The organism is Pseudomonas sp. FP2254 (genome assembly GCF_030687695.1).
Classification (GTDB): Bacteria; Pseudomonadota; Gammaproteobacteria; order Pseudomonadales; family Pseudomonadaceae; genus Aquipseudomonas; species Aquipseudomonas quebecensis.
On sequence record NZ_CP117444.1, the window covers coordinates 2,469,814 to 2,486,736 of the forward strand.

General features: G+C 61.9%; 13 protein-coding genes and 1 pseudogene. 6 read left to right on the forward strand and 8 right to left on the reverse strand.

Annotation, left to right across the window (positions count from 1 at the left end; all coding sequences use genetic code 11):
- The first annotated feature begins 235 nt into the window (after positions 1–235).
- Entirely contained in the window at positions 236–2,500 is a 2,265-nt protein-coding gene (locus tag PSH94_RS11350; protein WP_305437525.1) for an autotransporter outer membrane beta-barrel domain-containing protein, read from the forward strand.
- 63 nt (positions 2,501–2,563) lie between these two features.
- Here PSH94_RS11350 and PSH94_RS11355 read toward each other — a convergent pair whose 3' ends face one another.
- The 6 genes from PSH94_RS11355 to PSH94_RS11380 form a co-directional block, all read right to left on the reverse strand.
- The gene (locus PSH94_RS11355) at positions 2,564–3,025 is read right to left on the reverse strand and encodes a hypothetical protein (RefSeq protein ID WP_305437526.1); all 462 of its coding nucleotides are present in this window, start codon (positions 3,023–3,025) and stop codon (positions 2,564–2,566) included.
- Between the two features lie 235 nt (positions 3,026–3,260).
- Positions 3,261–3,860 carry a LysE family translocator gene (locus PSH94_RS11360; protein WP_305437528.1) on the reverse strand — a complete coding sequence of 200 codons (600 nt, stop codon included), beginning with the start codon at positions 3,858–3,860 and terminating at the stop codon, positions 3,261–3,263.
- 53 nt (positions 3,861–3,913) lie between these two features.
- A complete protein-coding gene (locus tag PSH94_RS11365) occupies positions 3,914–4,753 on the reverse strand; it encodes an AraC family transcriptional regulator (RefSeq protein WP_305437529.1) in 840 nt (279 codons plus the stop codon).
- A 71-nt stretch (positions 4,754–4,824) separates the two neighbouring features.
- Positions 4,825–5,466 (reverse strand): DUF1345 domain-containing protein, encoded by a 642-nt coding sequence (locus PSH94_RS11370; RefSeq protein ID WP_181077298.1) that lies wholly within the window; start codon positions 5,464–5,466, stop codon positions 4,825–4,827.
- 121 nt (positions 5,467–5,587) lie between these two features.
- A complete protein-coding gene (locus PSH94_RS11375; RefSeq protein WP_305437530.1) occupies positions 5,588–8,680 on the reverse strand; it encodes an efflux RND transporter permease subunit in 3,093 nt (1,030 codons plus the stop codon).
- Between the two features lie 2 nt (positions 8,681–8,682).
- Positions 8,683–9,837, reverse strand: coding sequence for an efflux RND transporter periplasmic adaptor subunit (locus tag PSH94_RS11380; protein WP_305437532.1), 1,155 nt, complete (start codon positions 9,835–9,837; stop codon positions 8,683–8,685).
- Positions 9,838–10,065: 228 nt separating this feature from the next.
- Between PSH94_RS11380 and PSH94_RS11385 the strand changes: the two genes are divergently transcribed.
- The 4 genes from PSH94_RS11385 (at position 10,066) to PSH94_RS11400 (ending at position 13,790) form a co-directional block, all read left to right on the forward strand.
- Positions 10,066–10,767: a response regulator transcription factor gene (locus tag PSH94_RS11385; protein ID WP_181077303.1), complete on the forward strand. Its 702-nt coding sequence runs from the start codon at positions 10,066–10,068 to the stop codon at positions 10,765–10,767.
- 3 nt (positions 10,768–10,770) lie between these two features.
- Entirely contained in the window at positions 10,771–12,075 is a 1,305-nt protein-coding gene (locus PSH94_RS11390) for an ATP-binding protein (protein ID WP_181077305.1), read from the forward strand.
- A gap of 66 nt (positions 12,076–12,141) precedes the next feature.
- Entirely contained in the window at positions 12,142–12,912 is a 771-nt protein-coding gene (locus PSH94_RS11395) for a class I SAM-dependent methyltransferase (RefSeq protein WP_305437534.1), read from the forward strand.
- A gap of 92 nt (positions 12,913–13,004) precedes the next feature.
- Positions 13,005–13,790, forward strand: coding sequence for a sulfite exporter TauE/SafE family protein (locus tag PSH94_RS11400; RefSeq protein WP_305437536.1), 786 nt, complete (start codon positions 13,005–13,007; stop codon positions 13,788–13,790).
- Positions 13,791–13,830: 40 nt separating this feature from the next.
- Here PSH94_RS11400 and PSH94_RS11405 read toward each other — a convergent pair whose 3' ends face one another.
- The gene (locus PSH94_RS11405; RefSeq protein WP_285428297.1) at positions 13,831–15,069 is read right to left on the reverse strand and encodes an acyl-CoA dehydrogenase family protein; all 1,239 of its coding nucleotides are present in this window, start codon (positions 15,067–15,069) and stop codon (positions 13,831–13,833) included.
- 265 nt (positions 15,070–15,334) lie between these two features.
- On the opposite strand from PSH94_RS11405, the gene sfnG reads away from it, so the two are divergent.
- Positions 15,335–16,420, forward strand: coding sequence for a dimethylsulfone monooxygenase SfnG (sfnG, locus tag PSH94_RS11410; protein ID WP_181077311.1), 1,086 nt, complete (start codon positions 15,335–15,337; stop codon positions 16,418–16,420).
- Between the two features lie 40 nt (positions 16,421–16,460).
- Here sfnG and PSH94_RS11415 read toward each other — a convergent pair.
- A pseudogene (locus tag PSH94_RS11415) lies at positions 16,461–16,898 on the reverse strand (GNAT family N-acetyltransferase); the annotation flags it as partial.
- Between the last annotated feature and the right edge of the window lie 25 nt (positions 16,899–16,923).

Sequence of the window (16,923 nt, forward strand, 5' to 3'; positions counted from 1 at the left end):
TCCCTTTGGTGTAGCTGGCAACTGCACTCTTTCCTTACTACGCCGGGTTTTTGAATGCACCCTGACAGCTGGGTCTTTTGGATCTTTATATTGCCTATCGCTACATCCAGCTCAGATTAATCCTACATCCATGGGTATATTCGCTCAGTAATCTCTGCGCCGCACAGGTAAGGCTCCATTCCAAGGGGAACGAGCCAAACCGTTTCAAAGGCTCCAGCCCAGAGAGTGAAAACCTATGTCCGTGTTAACCAACTTCGAGCTCAAGCCCTTGAGCAAGATAATGAAAGTTCCAACTATTACCTTCCTTATGTTTGCGGCGGTTCAATCGACTGCGCAAGCTGTTCAACTCATTGGCGAGTCAAGAACCATTGAAGCCGGTGAACTGCCAAATGACTGGCAACTGGACTTGAACGCCGAGCTGACCGTGAACGGTGCCAGGGCGCAGCATATTCGGGTCAACGATTCGGCGCTGATTGTCAATGCTGGCAGCCGCATTGACGACATCCATGCCACCCAGGGTTCGTCCGTCAGCCTGAACGGGGCTACTGTCGACTCATCCCACGCTGTGTACGGTGCGGTACGCCTGGTCGACAGCGATGCCCTTATTCGCAACAGCGACATCACCAGCCATACCACGGTAGGCCTGCAAGCGTTCCAGAGCTTCGATTCTGATAAAGGGGCGGTTGCCAAGGTATTCAATAGCACCATTCGTGGCCATATCGGCGGGGCGGTGGCAGAGGACAACAGTGAGCTGCACTTCAATCAAAATACGTTAGTAGAAGGCACTGGCGCCGACAGCTTCGGCGTGTTCGTCGAAGGGGCAACGGTCACTGCCAGCCAAAGCCGAATCATTGGCGGCAAGAACGGCGTGCTGTTCAACGATGACAACGGCAACGGTGGCGTTGGCAAATTGGTGCTGGATAATTCCAGCGTCGAGGGCCGCAGCGGTTCCGCCATCCTGGTCAATGGCGAGCATGGCTTGGCCTCGGGAGCTGAAATTGAGGTGCGCAACGGCTCCACGTTGATCGGTGGCAACGGCACGTTGCTGGAAGTCAACGGCGGTGCCACGGCAAGCATGAATGTCGACAACAGTCGTTTGAATGGAAACGTTATTGTCGAAGATGGCAGCACCGCACATTTGAACCTGCAGAACGCCGCCAGCCTGACCGGCCAAATGCAGAATGTCACCAGCCTTAACATCGGCGACCAGTCTTTTTGGGAGCTGACGGGCGATAGCCAGGTAGGCGCACTGAGCCTGGCGGGCGGTACGGTAAAGTTCGGTCACACCGACGCGTTCTATCAACTGGACCTGGACAGCCTTGACGGAAACGGCACCTTTGTCATGGGCACCGATTTCGCGCGTGGCATCACGGACTTCCTGAACATCGAGGGCGAGGCCAAAGGCAATCACAGCCTGTTGCTCGCTGCCAGCGGCGCGGAGCCGGTCAATCCCGAGGATATTCGCGTTGTGCATACCGGTGGAGGCGACGCGCAGTTTTCCCTGGTCGGTGATGTGGTTGACGTAGGTGCTTACTCCTACGGCTTGAAAAAGGAAGGCACCGACTGGTTCCTTGACCCTAACAATCGCGTGATCAGCCCAGGCACTCGCTCGGTCCTGGCGTTGTTCAATACCGCACCCACTGTGTGGTACGGCGAAGCCACATCACTGCGCACGCGTATGGGGGAGTTGCGCTTCGAACCGGGTCAGGCGGGCCTTTGGATCCGTGGTTACGGCAATAAGTACAAGGTGTCCGACAGTACCGGTGTCGGCTACAGCCAGAACCAACAAGGCTTTACCCTGGGAGCCGATACTCCACTGGCCGACAGTCAGTGGCTGGTGGGCGTCATGGCCGGTCACAGTACCTCGGATTTGAACCTCAAGCGTGGTACGTCCGGCAACGTGAAGAGCTACTATCTGGGTGCCTATGCGACGTGGCTGGATGAGGAAAGCGGCCTGTATTTCGATGCAGTCGCCAAGGTCAACCGATTCCAGAACGAGTCCAAGGTAGGTTTGAGCGACGGTACCTCGTCCAAGGGTAAGTACAACAACACCGGCGGCGGTTTGTCGGCGGAGTTCGGTCGCAACATCAAGCTGGACGACGGGTTCTTTGTCGAGCCGTATGCACAGATGTCCACCGTAGTGATCCAGGGCGCCAATTACAGTCTGGACAACGGCCTGCAAGCCAAGGGCGAGCGTACCCGCTCGATCATGGCCAAAGCCGGCGCCACCGTAGGGCGCGATATCCAGCTTGACAGCGGCAGCGTCGTACAGCCTTATCTGCGGGCAGCGATGGTGCATGAATTTGCCAGCAACAATAAAGTCTCGGTGAACAACAATGTGTTCAACAACGACCTGTCGGGCTCTCGTGCTGAGTTCGGCGCCGGTCTCGCGGTGAAGCTGTCGCAGAATCTGCAGCTGCATGCCGACCTCGAACACAGCAGTGGCGGCAAAGTTGAACAGCCATGGGGCGCCAACGTAGGTGTCCGCTACTCCTGGTAATGCCTGCTACACAAAAACGCCCGTATCGAGAGATGCGGGCGTTTTTTCATGGGGCACGGCCCATCAACTGGTCAGGTCGAAATCGACCTCGAGCGTATGCTTATTCCCGTGAGCATCGTTATCGGTTGTTGCATTTAACCTACCCTTGATTTTAATCACGCCGGGGGCCAGCCCGATAATGAGCAACTCGCCCATAATGCCACTGACCGTATAGTGGTCGGTGGGGGACTCCACCGAGTACCAGACTTCGACATCTGTAAACTCCTGCTCCTCCAGCCTGATTACCTTGCCGACTTCAACGCTATCGGGCACCTGGATAAATAGTTTTTTGAGGGTAACCGAGTTATCGGCGTGCCGGGCGTTGACTTTGAAAACTTTCCGATCGTAGTCACGGGACAGAGTGGTGGTCTGGAAAGTGACAGGAATGGAGTCGATTTTTGCATCGAAAGGACCTGATGCGGTGATTCGTTTGGGACCCAATGCTTTGAGCTGCTCAGGGGTTAAAGTGTGCGCTTGTACAGTCATGATCGCTTCTCCATCGCGGTTGGTTGTGCGAGTAACAGAGGTATCAATGGCTCTGTCCGAAGCATGTAATAGCAGGGTGTGCAATCTGTAAACTGTCAGAACTAACAGTATACGCAGGCTGCGATATATGAGTGGCCAGCCCCTTTCCAAAAAGAGCATCTCTTACCAGGCATGGCAGTCTAAGCACATATTCTTAATTCGGTTTTGTACTATCTCTAATGGAGTTTTTTGCGCCTCAGACGATGAGACTCAACCATGTCGAGCTCAGCAGTAACAACGCCATCCATTGGTTGAAGCGCCTCATTGCGTGGGGCGATGTGAACGCGTGGCTCGATGCTGCGCCCAACAATGCCCAAGCACCCAGACACGGAAGCGATATCAGAAAAAAAACCAGTGACAGGTATAGCACCTGGCTCTGTTGCTTTGTGTCGTTGTTGGCAAACACACTGACCACCGCCAACGCCATCATCCAGGTCTTGGGGTTGATCAACTGCAGGCTGGCGGCGCCGATCAGGCCGAGACGCTTATCGGCTGATTGCGAAGCCAAAGCCTGGGGCGGGGCGGTGAAGATCTGCCAGGCCAGATAGCTCAACCAGGCGATGCCGGCCCACTGCATCGTCGTTTGCACAGCCGGCAGATGGGCCAGTGACCCACCTACGCCCGAGCCCACCATCAACACAATGCCTGCCGCGCCTGCACACGCGCCGAGGATGATCGGCAGCGCTGCCTTGAATCCGTAGCGGGCACTGTTACTCAGCACCAGGATATTGGTGGGGCCGGGGGTAATCGAGGCAACGAAAGCGAACAGCATGAACGGTACGAGCGTGGACAGCATGGTGATCACTCCAATAAATAAATCGATGGAGTCGATTTTCACAAGCCGCCGGGTTATCTGTCTGGAAGATTTGAGCAGCGCCTGCGGTAGGCGGCGGGGGTCAGGCCATAGGCGCGCATAAACCAGCGGCCCATGTGGCTCTGGTCGGCGAAGCCCAGGGCAATCGCCACATCGGCGGGTTGTTCGCCCTTGGCCAGTAAATGCCGGGCACGGGCCAGGCGCAGTTGCACCAGGTAGGCATGGGGCGGCAGGCCGAACGCGCTTTTGAAGGCGCGGCTCAAGCGAAAGCGGTCGACGCCGCAGGCCAGCGCCAGTTCGTGCATGCCCACGTCGTGATGCAGGTGCGCATGCAGGTATTCCCGAGCCTTGTGGGCCACCTGCGGCAGACGCGGATCGTCGCCGTAGCGTGTGCGCCAGTGAAGGTGTCCGGTGAGGCGTTCGAGCAATTGGTCCATGGCGCGCTGGCGTACGATGCGCAACTCGCCGCGGTGCAGGGTCTGGAACGCTTGGCTGGTGGCGAAAGCCAGGCGTGGGTCGTCGGCCAGGGTGCTGACGAAACTCAGCTGGCTGTCGACCGGTGCCTCTTCGAATACGGTGCTCACTTCCCGTGTCAGCCAATGCGGGTCGAGGTAGAGCATGTGATAGGTAAAACCGTCGGCGGTCGGTGCGTCGCCGTCATGCAGCTCGCCGGGCTCCACCAGGAACACCTGGCCGGGCACGCTGTTGTGGCGGGTGCGGCGGCAATTGAATTGCTGCACGCCTTGCTCGGTCACGCCGATCAGGTAGCTGTCATGCCAGTGGGGGTCGTAGGCGTGGCCTTCGAAATGCGCGCGCAGCGTTTCGATGCCGGTGTCGGTGTCCTGGGACAGGTCGATCCAATTGTGCGCGGTCATAACCCCCTCGACGGTGTGTAAAACGGTATTAGCGGCCCGTGCGGCATGGGCGTCTAGAAGGTTTGTGCAGCCTAGCCGAACAGGCCGGCGGCGATGTTGATCGAGAAACCCAGGATCGCGGTGTTGAACAGAAACCCGATCAGCGATTGTCCCAACACCACCTTGCGCATACCACGGGTCGCCACGCCCACGTCGGAGGTCTGCACGGCCACGCCGATGGTGAAGGAGAAGTACAGAAAGTCCCAATAGTTGGGTGTGAGCAAGCCCTCGGCAAAGCGCAACGCCGGTTCCTTGCCGGTCCAGGTGTAATACAGGCGAGCGTAGTGCACGCTGAAAATCACCCCGATCAACAGCCACGAACCGATCACCGTCAAGCCGGTAAAACCGTAGTGCAGCAGGCGTGCCGAGGTTGCCAGGTCTTTGCTGCCCACCAGCTCGAAGGTGATGGTGGCCAGGCTCGCGATGGCGGCGATGCACACCGTGAACAGCACCAGCCCGGCATTCTCGTCTTCGACTTCGGCGATGCGCTTGACGTCCTCGGCCTTGGCCCGGCGCGTCAGCCACAGCATCAGCAGCAGGTAGGTCCAGACGCCGGCATTCCAGCCGATCAGAATTTTGCCGGTGACGGTTCCGGACGGCGCCAGGATACCCACCGCAAGGCCAAGGACGGCGGCGGCGGAGAGACGCGGATGGGTGCGGGCAAGGAAGGGCATGGCGCTCACGATTCGGGGGAATAGTGAGCAACATAGGTTGAGCAGCTGCAGGCTGCAAGCTTCAAGCTTCAAGCGGCAAGTTGAAGCCAGGGTGCTCTGGCTGGCCGCTTGAAGCTGACAGTCAGCGACTGCGCTTGCGCACCAGCTTCATCACCACCACAAAGAACACCGGTACAAACACCACCGCCAAGGTCGCGGTGACCATCCCGCCGATTACCCCGGTACCAATCGCCTGCTGGCTCGCCGAGCTGGCCCCGGTGGCAATGGCCAGCGGCACCACGCCAAGGATGAACGCCAGCGAGGTCATGATGATCGGCCGTAACCGCAACCGCGCCGCCTTGAGGGTGGCATCGATCAGGTCTTCGCCCTGGTCATACAGGTCCTTGGCGAACTCGATGATCAGGATCGCGTTCTTCGCCGACAGGCCGATGATGGTGATCAGGCCCACCTTGAAAAACACATCGTTGGGCATACCGCGCAAGCTCACCGCCAGCACCGCGCCGAGCACGCCCAGCGGCACTACCAGCAATACCGAGGTCGGGATCGACCAGCTTTCATACAGCGCCGCCAGGCACAGGAACACGATCAGCAGCGACAGCCCCAGCAGTATCGGAGCCTGTGAGCCGGACAGGCGTTCCTGCAGCGACAGCCCGGTCCATTCCTGACCCAGGCCCGCCGGCAATTGGCTGACCAGGCGCTGGATTTCCGTCATTGCCTCGCCGGTGCTGTAGCCCGCTGCCGCCTCGCCGGAAATGGCGATGGCCGGGTAGCCGTTGTAGCGCGTCAGTTGCGCCGGGCCCTGGGTCCACTTGGCTTGCACGAAGGCCGACAGCGGCACCATCTTGCCGGATTCGTTGCGCACATGGATCTTCAGCAGGTCCTCGACCTGGCTGCGCCGGTCGCCTTCGGCCTGCACCACCACGCGCTGCATGCGGCCCTGGTTGGGGAAGTCGTTGACATAGGCCGAGCCAATCGCCGAAGACAGCACATTGCCCACCTCGGCGAAGGACACCCCCAGCGCGTTGGCCTGCTTGCGGTCGACCTCCAACTGCACCTGGGGCGCCTCGGCCAGGGCGCTTTCGCGCACATTGGCCAGGATCGGGCTTTTCTCCGCCAGGGCCAGCAGTTCGGTGCGCGCCGCCATCAATGCGGCATGGCCGACGCCCCCGCGATCCTGCAGGCGGAACTCGAAACCACTGGACGTGCCCAGGCCATCCACCGGCGGCGGCAGCACCGCGTAGGCGATTGCGTCCTTGAGCTCGCTGAAGGCGCCATTGGCGCGCTCGGCAATCGAAGCGGCGGAATCGTCGCTGCCGCGCTGCGACCAGTCCTTGAGCGTGGTAAACGCCAGTGCCGCGTTCTGCCCCGAACCGGAGAAACTGAAACCCATGATCATGGTGGTATCGCCCACCCCCGGCTCGCCGGCGTTATGCGCTTCGATCTGCTCGGCCACCTGCACCGTGCGGTTCTTGCTGGCCCCCGGCGGCAGTTGGATATCGGTGATGGTGTAGCCCTGGTCCTCCACCGGCAGGAACGAGGCGGGCAGGCGCACGAACAGCACGCCCATGCCCACCAGCAGCACCAGGTAGATCAGCAGATAACGGCCGCTGCGCTTGAGCGCATAAGCCACCCAACCGGTATAGCGCTCGGTGAGGCGCTCGAAGCGCTGGTTGAACCAGCCGAAGAAGCCGCCCTTGGCGTGGTGCTCGCCCTTGGCGATCGGCTTGAGCAATGTGGCGCACAGCGCCGGGGTCAAGGTCAGGGCAAGAAACGCCGAGAACAGGATCGAGGTGGCCATCGACAGTGAGAACTGCTGGTAGATCACCCCCACGGACCCAGCCATGAACGCCATCGGCAGGAACACCGCCACCAGCACCAGGGTAATGCCGATGATCGCGCCGGTGATCTGGCCCATGGCCTTGCGCGTCGCTTCCTTGGGCGACAGGCCCTCGGTGACCATGATCCGTTCGACGTTCTCCACCACCACGATGGCGTCGTCCACCAGGATGCCGATGGCCAGCACCATGCCGAACATGGTCAGCACGTTGATCGAGAAGCCCAGCAGCAACATGGTGGCGAAGGTGCCCATCAACGCAATCGGCACCACCAGGGTCGGGATCAGGGTGTAGCGCACGTTCTGCAGGAACAGGAACATCACCGCGAACACCAGCGCCATGGCCTCCAGCAGGGTGTAGACCACCTTGGTGATCGAGACTTTGACGAACGGCGAGGTGTCGTACGGGATCTTGTATTCCACGTTCGCCGGGAAATACCGCGACAGCTCGTCCATCTTCGCCCGCACCAGGGTCGCGGTGTTCAGCGCATTGGCGCCCGGTGCCAACTGCACGCTGACGGCGGTGGAGGGTTTGCCGTTCAGGCGCGTGGAAAACTGGTATTCCTGGCTGCCGATTTCCACCCGCGCCACATCGCCGATGCGCACGGTGGAGCCGTCCGGGTTGGCCTTGAGCACGATGTCGGCGAATTCCGCCGGGGTCGACAACTGGCCTTTGACCAGGATCGCGGCGGTGATTTCCTGGGTGTTGGTGCCCGGCAAGTCGCCGATACTGCCGGCCGAGACTTGGGCGTTCTGCGCGGCGATGGCGGCGTTCACGTCGGCCGGGGTCAGGTTGAAGCCGATCAGCTTCTGCGGGTCGATCCAGATGCGCATGGCGCGCTCGGCGCCGTACAGCTGGGCCTTGCCCACCCCGTCCAGGCGCTTGAGTTCGTTCATCACGTTGCGCGCCAGGTAATCGCTGAGCGCGACGTCATCGAGCTTGCCGTCGTTGGAGGTGAGGGTCACCAGCAGCAGGAAACCCGCGGAGACTTTTTCCACCTGCAGACCCTGTTGCGTCACGGCCTGGGGCAAGCGCGGCTCCACGGCCTTGAGGCGGTTCTGCACATCCACCTGGGCCATTTCCGGGTTGGTGCCGGGTTGGAAGGTGGCGGTGATCGTCGCCGAACCCAGGCTGCTCTGGGATTCGAAATACAACAGGTGATCGGCGCCGTTGAGTTCCTGTTCGATCAGGCTCACCACGCTCTCATCCAGGGTCTGCGCCGAGGCACCGGGGTACACCGCGTAAATTTCCACTTTCGGCGGCGCAACGTTGGGGTATTGGGCCACCGGCAATTGCGGGATGGCCAGCAGGCCGGCGAGCAGAATGAACAGGGCCACCACCCAGGCGAAGACCGGGCGGTCGATGAAAAACTGCGGCATGCTCAGGAATCCTTCTTGGTCAGCTTGGCCGGGCTGTCGTCCACCTGGACTTTCTCACCGGGCCGCGCGTGCTGCAGGCCTTCCACGATGATGCGGTCACCGGGTTTGAGGCCATGGCTGACCACCCAGCGATCGCCGACCACCGCGCCCAGTTCCACCGGTTGCTGGCTTACGGTCTGCTCGGCGTCCAGCAGCAGTACCATGGGGATGCCGGCGCTGTCGCGGGTGATGGCGCGCTGCGGCACGCTCAGGCCTTGGGTATCCACGGCCTGTTCCAGGCGCACCCGCACGAAGCTGCCGGGCAGCAGGTCCAGGTCCGGGTTGGGGAACTCGCTGCGCAGGATGATCTGCCCGGTGCCCGGGTCGACGCTGATTTCAGCGAACAGTAGTTTGCCCGGCAGCGGGTAGAGGCTGCCGTCATCCAGGATCAACGTGGCCTTGGCCTGGTCCTGGCCGACCTGCTTCAGGCTGCCGGCGCGAAAGGCGCGGCGCAGGTCGTTCAGCTCACGGGTGGATTGGGTGAGATCAGCGTGAATCGGGTCCAGTTGCTGGATGATCGCCAGTGGCGTGGCTTCGTTCTGGCCGACCAATGCGCCTTCGGTGACCAGCGCGCGGCCGATGCGTCCGGAAATCGGTGCGGTCACGGTGGCGTAGCCCAGGTTGAGCCTGGCGCGCTCGACGGCGGCTTTGTTGGCGGCGACTTCGGCTTGGGTCTGGCGTACGGCGGCGCGGGCGTTGTCGTAGTCCTGGCCACTGATGGCGTTGCCTTCCACCAACTGGCTGTAGCGCTGTTCCTGCAGGCGCGCCTGGAACGCATTGGCCTCGGCCTTGCTCAGGTTGGCCTTGGCGCTGTCCAGGTCGGCCTTGAAGGGGGCCGGGTCAATGCGAAACAACATGTCGCCCTGTTTGACGTCGTGGCCTTCCTTGAACACCTGTTGCATCACCACGCCGGCCACCCGCGCGCGCACTTCGGCGATGCGCGGCGCGGCAATGCGCCCGCTCAATTCGCTGCTGATGGACAGGGGTTTGGCCTCAAGGGTTTCGATGCGCACTTTGGCCACGGGCATTTCCGGCGCTTCGTCGGCCGACTGGTCACAGGCACTCAGGGCCAGCGTCAGGGCCAGCAGGCAAAACGGCGCAAACAGATTCTTCGACATGCTCTTATCCCAATAATGACTGGCGCATCCTAAAGGCACCTGCGCCGTGGTGCTGTGAAGCTGTGTAGGTCGTCTGTGAAGAAATGTAAGGTGCGGCGCGCGGGGCGCCGAGGGCGTATATCCTTGCACAATCCTGCAAACATTGAAGATCCAACGTGGGAGGGGGAAAGCCTTCTCCCAAAGTGGGTTTGTGTACGACACATCACTGCATTTTTTGGAAACACCTTCATGCCCAACATCCTTCTGGTGGAAGACGACGCCGCACTATCCGAGCTGATCGCCAGCTACCTGGAACGCAACGGCTACCACGTCAACGTGCTCAGCCGTGGCGACCTGGTGCAAGAACGCGCGCGCCGCGATCCGCCGGACCTGGTGATTCTCGACCTGATGCTGCCGGGGCTTGACGGCCTGCAGGTGTGCCGCCTGCTGCGCGCCGATTCGGCCTGCCTGCCGATCCTGATGCTCACCGCGCGCGACGACAGCCACGACCAGGTGCTGGGCCTGGAAATGGGCGCCGATGACTACGTCACCAAACCCTGCGAACCCCGCGTGCTGCTGGCGCGGGTGCGTACCTTGCTGCGCCGCAGCAGTTTGTCCGAGCCCCAGGTGGCCAACGACCGGATCCTGATGGGCAACCTGTGCATCGACCTGTCGGAGCGCACCGTGACCTGGCGCGACCAGGCGGTGGAGCTGTCCAGCGGCGAATACAACCTGCTGGTGGTGCTGGCGCGGCACGCCGGCGAAGTGCTCAGCCGCGACCAGATCCTGCAACGCCTGCGCGGTATCGAGTTCAACGGCACCGACCGCTCGGTGGACGTGGCCATCTCCAAGCTGCGGCGCAAGTTCGACGACCATGCCGGCGAAGCCCGCAAGATCAAAACGGTGTGGGGCAAGGGCTACCTGTTCAGCCGTTCCGAGTGGGAATGCTGAACCATGCTGCGCGTGCTGATTCGCCTCTTCCTGATCACCATCGTCACCTATAGCGCCGCGATCTACCTGATTCCCAAGCTGGTGATCCAGCTGTTCGAACACCGTTACCTGAACTACAACATCGAGCAGACCCGCGGCCAGCAGCACCTGATCGTCAAGCAGTACCAGCGTGCACCGGTGGAGCGCTGGTCCCAGGTGACCGAGCAACTGGGGCGTGACTTCGCCCCGCTGAGCGTGCAATTGCTGCTGCGCCAGGACGCGAGCTATACCCCGGAAGAAGCGCGTTTGCTGGAGCAGGGCAGACCGGTGGTGCGCCTGGGCGAGTGGGGCTGGATGGAAGAGATCAGCTCGCCGATCAACGATCAGTTCGTGGTCAAGCTGACCGTCCCGCCGGACCCGCTGGACATGAACCTGCTGTATTGGGCGATCAACGTGCTGATCGTCGCGGCGCTGCTGGTGTGCCTGCTGGCCTGGTTGCGCCCGCACTGGCGCGATCTGGAACGCTTGAAAAGCACCGCCGCGCAGTTGGGCCAGGGTAACCTGACGGAGCGCACGGGCGTTCCCGCCCATTCCAGTATCGGCAGCCTGGCGGCGGTGTTCGACACCATGGCCGACGACATCGAGCACCTGCTCAATCAGCAGCGCGATTTGCTCAACGCGGTCTCCCACGAACTGCGCACGCCGCTCACGCGTCTGGATTTCGGCCTGGCCCTGGCGCTTTCCGAAGACCTGCCCCCAGCCAGTCGCGAGCGTCTGCACGGCCTGGTGGCGCATATTCGCGAGCTGGATGAGCTGGTGCTGGAACTGCTGTCCTACAGCCGCCTGCAGAACCCGGCGCAGTTGCCGGAGCGGGTGGACGTGGTGCTCGATGAATTTATCGACAGCGTGCTGGGCAGCGTCGACGACGAATTGGAAAACCCCGAAATTGTCATCGACGTGGTGCTCGACTGCGCCATCGAGCGTTTCAGCCTTGACCCGCGCCTCACCGCCCGCGCGTTGCAGAATCTGTTGCGCAACGCCACGCGCTATTGCGAAACACGCATCCAGGTGGGCGTCAAGGTGTGCCCCAAGGGCTGCGAAATCTGGGTGGACGATGACGGCATCGGCATTCCGCTGGACCAGCGAGAGCGTATCTTCGAACCGTTCTACCGTCTCGACCGTAGCCGCGACCGCGCCACCGGCGGCTTCGGCCTGGGTCTGGCCATCAGTCGGCGCGCGCTGGAGGCCCAGGGCGGCACGCTCACGGCGCAGGCGTCACCGCTGGGCGGCGCGCGGTTTCGGGTGTGGTTGCCCAGCAGCGCGAGCTGATCGGCCTGCAGGCAGGTGAGCAAAAGAGCATACTGTGGCCCCGTTTTACCCGAGGAGAGATTGGCCATGACTGCCGTTCACGCGTCTGCTCAACTAGGTTTCTCAACCCAGGCCGCCACCTACGCCCAGGGGCGTCCGGATTACCCCCGCCAGCTCACGGGCTGGCTCAGCGAGACGCTGGGGGTTACCAACCAGTCGACGGTGATCGACCTGGGCGCCGGCACTGGCAAGTTCACGCGGTTGCTCAGCAGCCTGGCGCCGACGCTTATCGCCGTAGAACCCGTGGCGCAGATGGGCGAGCAACTGCTCAAGGCATTGCCCGGTGTACGTCTGGTTTCCGGTACCGCCGACGCCATGCCCCTGGACACCGCGAGTGCCGACGTCGTCGTGTGCGCGCAGGCCTTCCACTGGTTCGCCACACAGGCGGCATTGGCGCAAATTCACCGTGTACTCAAGCCCGATGGGCGCCTGGGCCTGGTGTGGAATGTGCGCGACGAGTCGGTGGACTGGGTGGCGGCGATCACCGAGATCATTACGCCTTATGAAGGCGACACTCCACGGTTCCACACCGGCCACTGGCGTGATGCCTTGCGCGGCGATTATTTTTCCATGCCCGAACTGACCTGTTTTGCCTACCAGCACGTAGGCAGCCCCCAGGAAGTGATCATCGATCGTTTCCTCTCGGTGAGTTTCATCGCGGCGCTGCCGGACCCGCAAAAAGCCAGCGTCACCGCGCAACTGCGCACCCTGATCGACACCCATCCCGACCTGCGCGGGCGTGAGACCGTAGCGTTTCCCTACCAGACGCAGGCCTACCTGTGTCGGCGGCTGGCTTAAAAGGCATAAAGTCAGATCATATTGATATAAGTGGTTATAAGAAAAATCGCTATCCTGCGGCCAGAAATTTATATGGCCGCAGGTAGCTGTTAATGGAAGTGGGTAACGTTGGTTTCGTCATTGCCGGCCTGATCGTGGGTTTTATCGTCGGCATGACCGGCGTCGGTGGCGGCTCGTTGATGACGCCGATTCTGTTGTGGTTCGGCATCAACCCGGCCACCGCCGTGGGCACCGACCTGCTGTACGCCGCCATCACCAAATCCGGTGGCGTGCTGGTGCACAGCAGGAACAAAAACATCGACTGGACCATCACCGGCTGGCTGACCCTCGGCAGCGTGCCCGCCGTGCTGCTGACCCTGTGGTTCCTGGCTACCCTGCACACCGACCCCAGCGCGATGAACGCGGTGATCAAGCAGGCCCTCGGTGTGGTGCTGCTGCTGACTGCGCTGGCGATCCTGTTCAAGAAAACCCTGTTGGCCTTCGCTCAGCGTCACGCGGGCGACAGCTACCACATGAGCCCGCGCAACCTAAATGCCTTGACGGTGCTCACCGGCGCGATCCTCGGCACTATGGTTGCCTTGACGTCCATCGGCGCCGGCGCCCTGGGTACCGTGGCGCTGTTTATCCTCTATCCGTTCCTGGCCACGCGCCGCCTGGTGGGCACCGAAATCGCCCACGCCGTGCCGCTGACCCTGGTGGCGGGCCTTGGCCATGCCGGCATGGGCAATATGGACTGGCACCTGTTGGGGTTTCTGTTGATGGGCTCGTTGCCGGGGATTTACATCGGCAGCCACATGACCGGCAAGATCCCGGACGGTGTATTGCGTCCCTGCCTGGCGGTCATGTTGATGGCCGTCGGTTACAAGTTGGCGTTCTGAGGTGGGAGGGTGCAAACCCCTCCCACAGGGTTCCCCCGCTTTAGCTTTTCGCCGGGCCATTGCCGATCTGCCAAACGAACGGCGGTTCGGTGCCATTGATCACCCAGTCCCCCACAATCCGCGCCTTGTAGATCACCGGGTTGTGAGAGGACACGGTCCGCGCGTTACGCCAATGCCGGTCCAAACCCTTGCCCTGACGCACATCCGAGGCTCCCAGCGCATTGAACAGTTCGCTGGTGGCCCGCTGAATCAATTCCGACACCACCACCTGCGCCGTGGCCGATTCGATTTCGGCCGCCACATTGGCCTCACGCTCGGCCGCTTCATCCGCACCGAACCGCGCCAGGTACGCCCGCTGCGCCGGCTCCGCGGCCTTCAATGCGCTGGCTTCGGCGGCATATACCAGTGCGGCGACTTCGCCTACCACTTGTTGGATCTGTGCGTCCTGGCTCACATGGGCGGCATTGCCATGGCTGTAGATGCGCTTGCGACTGCGCACGTGGTGTGCCACGTCCTTGAGCGCCGCGCGGCCGATCCCGGCGAGGCTGGCCAGTAGCACCAGCTGATAAAACGCGGTCTGGTACTTGAAACGGGTGGCAAAGTCGATGACGTTTTCGGCTTCCACCACGGCATCGGTAAAGCGCGAAGTACCGCTGCCGGTGGTGCGTTGGCCAAAGCCGTCCCAGTCATCGCTGTGTACCACTCCGGGCTGGCGCGCGCGGGTGGCGGCAATCACGTCGCCGCCGGTGTCGCTGCGTTGGGCGTACACGTCGATCCAATCAGCGAAAATGCTCCCGGTGCTGTAGAACTTTTCGCCGTTGAGCGTCCACTGATCACCGTTCGGCGTGACCTGGGTTACCACATCGCCGATGGCGACGCTGCCAATTTCAGTCCAGGCGCAGCCGACGATCTCACCGTCGACGAAGCGCTTGAACCACAGGTCACGGCCAGCACCGGGCGCGGCATTCAGGCGGTCCTCGGCAAAGGCGAAGTGCCCGCGCAGGGCTTGGGGCACGTTGGAGTCGGCCTCTGCCAGCTCGATCAGCAGCGCGAATAACTGTGGCAGCGAGGCACCGCCGCCGCCGTACTCCACCGGCACGCGCACGGCGCCGAAGCCGGCTTCCTTCAACCATTGGATCGGCGCGTGAGGCAGGGTGCGGGTGTGTTCCCGTTCCAGCGCGCCCTCGGCGATGCGTTGGAAAGTCGGGCGAAAGCGCGCGGCCAGGGAGGCGTAGTCGACGCCGATGGAAAGCGGGTTGATGACGTGGTGTTCGGTCATGGAACGGTTCCTGGGCAGTGATCGGTGGCTTGTGTGTTTGCACAGTCCGTGCCGGGCGCCGAGCCCACTGTTTATGGGGGAGCGGGGCGCTCTGCTGTTGTTCCGGCAACAGCGATTCGACAAAACGGCCTCAACCGCGACAGTCGCGGCCAGGCGATCGTCGGGTTGAATGACCCGCGCAGCCGGCCTGGTACGGGCGTTTGCCTGGGCTGGCACACTTGCTGCTCAACCCCTTGGTACATTCCTTAGTACGAGGTGCCGTTCGATGAGTCAGCAAGCCGTGAAATTTGCCTATTGGGTGCCCAACGTCAGCGGTGGGTTGGTGGTCAGCAAGATTGCGCAGCGCACCGACTGGGGCATCGACTACAACCGTAAACTGGCGCAACTGGCCGAGGCGGCGGGCTTCGAGTATGGCCTGACCCAGATCCGCTTTACCGCCGGCTACGGCGCCGAGAGCCAGCATGAATCCGTGGCGTTCAGCCATGCCCTGCTGGCCGCCACTACCCGGCTCAAGGTGATCGCCGCGATCCTGCCGGGTCCTTGGCAGCCGGCGTTGGCGGCCAAGCAACTGGCAACCATCGACCAGCTCACCAACGGCCGTATCGCGGTCAATATCGTCAGCGGTTGGTTCAAGGGTGAGTTCCAGGCCATCGGCGAGCCTTGGCTGGAGCACGATGAGCGCTATCGCCGCTCCGAAGAATTCATTCAAGCCCTCAAGGGCATCTGGACCCAGGACAATTTCACCTTCAAGGGTGATTTCTACCGATTCAACAACTACACCCTCAAGCCCAAGCCCCTGGGCCAGCCGGAAGTGTTCCAGGGCGGCAGCTCGCGGGCAGCGCGGGACATGGCGGCGCGGGTGTCGGACTGGTACTTCACCAACGGCAACACCCCGGAAGGCATCAAGGCCCAGGTCGACGATATTCGCGCCAAGGCATCGGCCAACAACCATTCGGTCAAAATCGGAGTGAACGCCTTTGTGATCGCCCGCGACACCGAGGAGCAGGCCCGCGCCGTGCTGGCGGAAATCATCGACAAGGCCGACCTGCAAGCCGTGAACGCCTTCGGTGACGCGGCCCGGCAAGCGGGCAAAGCCTCGCCCGAAGGCGAGGGCAACTGGGCCAAATCCAGCTTTGAAGACCTGGTGCAGTACAACGACGGCTTCAAGACCAACCTGATCGGCACGCCGCAACAGATCGCCGAACGCATCGTCGCCCTTAAGGCCGTGGGCGTGGACCTGGTGCTGGCGGGGTTCCTGCACTTTCAGGAAGAAGTGGAGTATTTCGGCAAGCGCGTATTGCCGCTGGTGCGCGAACTGGAGGCCAAGGCGGGGGTCAGGCAGGTGGCGTGACGACCAGCGGCGAGCGCGCTAATCACTGCGCGGCAAGCACCTTCTCCAGCCGCAACGCCGCGCAGTTGTCCTCGTAATAGTCCGGCGTGCACGCAAGCCGTCGATAGCCCTTGCGTTCATACAGGGCCAGCGCGCCGAGGTTGTCCGTGCGCACCTCCAGCCGCAGTCGGGTACAGCGTTGTTGCACGCCGCAGGCTTCGATCCGCGCTAACAACTGCGCACCCAAGCCCAACCCTCGTGCGGGCTCGGCAATAGCGATGGAATACAACCGCGCCACGGCACTGCCGCGACGCAGCAGCACCAGCGCGTACCCTTGCAATTGGGCGTCACGTTCCGCCAGCCATAATTGGCCATTGGCGCGACGAACCATCCAGCGAAAACTGCGGGGCGACAGCCGGTCGCCGGTAAAACATTGTTGTTCCAACGCTGTTAGTGCAGGTATGTCATCGAGCGTCGCAATGCGAAAGCAAAGGGTCATATAACCACCGTAAAAGTTGCGTAAT

What these genes read in the sequence shown, in the direction of transcription:
- PSH94_RS11400 (WP_305437536.1), top strand. Translation starts at nt 13,005, where the DNA reads ATGGAAGTGGGTAACGTTGGTTTCGTCATTGCCGGCCTGATCGTGGGT.
- PSH94_RS11390 (WP_181077305.1), top strand. Translation starts at nt 10,771, where the DNA reads ATGCTGCGCGTGCTGATTCGCCTCTTCCTGATCACCATCGTCACCTAT.
- PSH94_RS11355 (WP_305437526.1), bottom strand. Translation starts at nt 3,025, where the DNA reads ATGACTGTACAAGCGCACACTTTAACCCCTGAGCAGCTCAAAGCATTG.
- PSH94_RS11350 (WP_305437525.1), top strand. Translation starts at nt 236, where the DNA reads ATGTCCGTGTTAACCAACTTCGAGCTCAAGCCCTTGAGCAAGATAATG.
- PSH94_RS11405 (WP_285428297.1), bottom strand. Translation starts at nt 15,069, where the DNA reads ATGACCGAACACCACGTCATCAACCCGCTTTCCATCGGCGTCGACTAC.
- PSH94_RS11365 (WP_305437529.1), bottom strand. Translation starts at nt 4,753, where the DNA reads ATGACCGCGCACAATTGGATCGACCTGTCCCAGGACACCGACACCGGC.
- PSH94_RS11385 (WP_181077303.1), top strand. Translation starts at nt 10,066, where the DNA reads ATGCCCAACATCCTTCTGGTGGAAGACGACGCCGCACTATCCGAGCTG.
- sfnG (WP_181077311.1), top strand. Translation starts at nt 15,335, where the DNA reads ATGAGTCAGCAAGCCGTGAAATTTGCCTATTGGGTGCCCAACGTCAGC.
- PSH94_RS11380 (WP_305437532.1), bottom strand. Translation starts at nt 9,837, where the DNA reads ATGTCGAAGAATCTGTTTGCGCCGTTTTGCCTGCTGGCCCTGACGCTG.
- PSH94_RS11395 (WP_305437534.1), top strand. Translation starts at nt 12,142, where the DNA reads ATGACTGCCGTTCACGCGTCTGCTCAACTAGGTTTCTCAACCCAGGCC.
- PSH94_RS11375 (WP_305437530.1), bottom strand. Translation starts at nt 8,680, where the DNA reads ATGCCGCAGTTTTTCATCGACCGCCCGGTCTTCGCCTGGGTGGTGGCC.
- PSH94_RS11370 (WP_181077298.1), bottom strand. Translation starts at nt 5,466, where the DNA reads ATGCCCTTCCTTGCCCGCACCCATCCGCGTCTCTCCGCCGCCGCCGTC.
- PSH94_RS11360 (WP_305437528.1), bottom strand. Translation starts at nt 3,860, where the DNA reads ATGCTGTCCACGCTCGTACCGTTCATGCTGTTCGCTTTCGTTGCCTCG.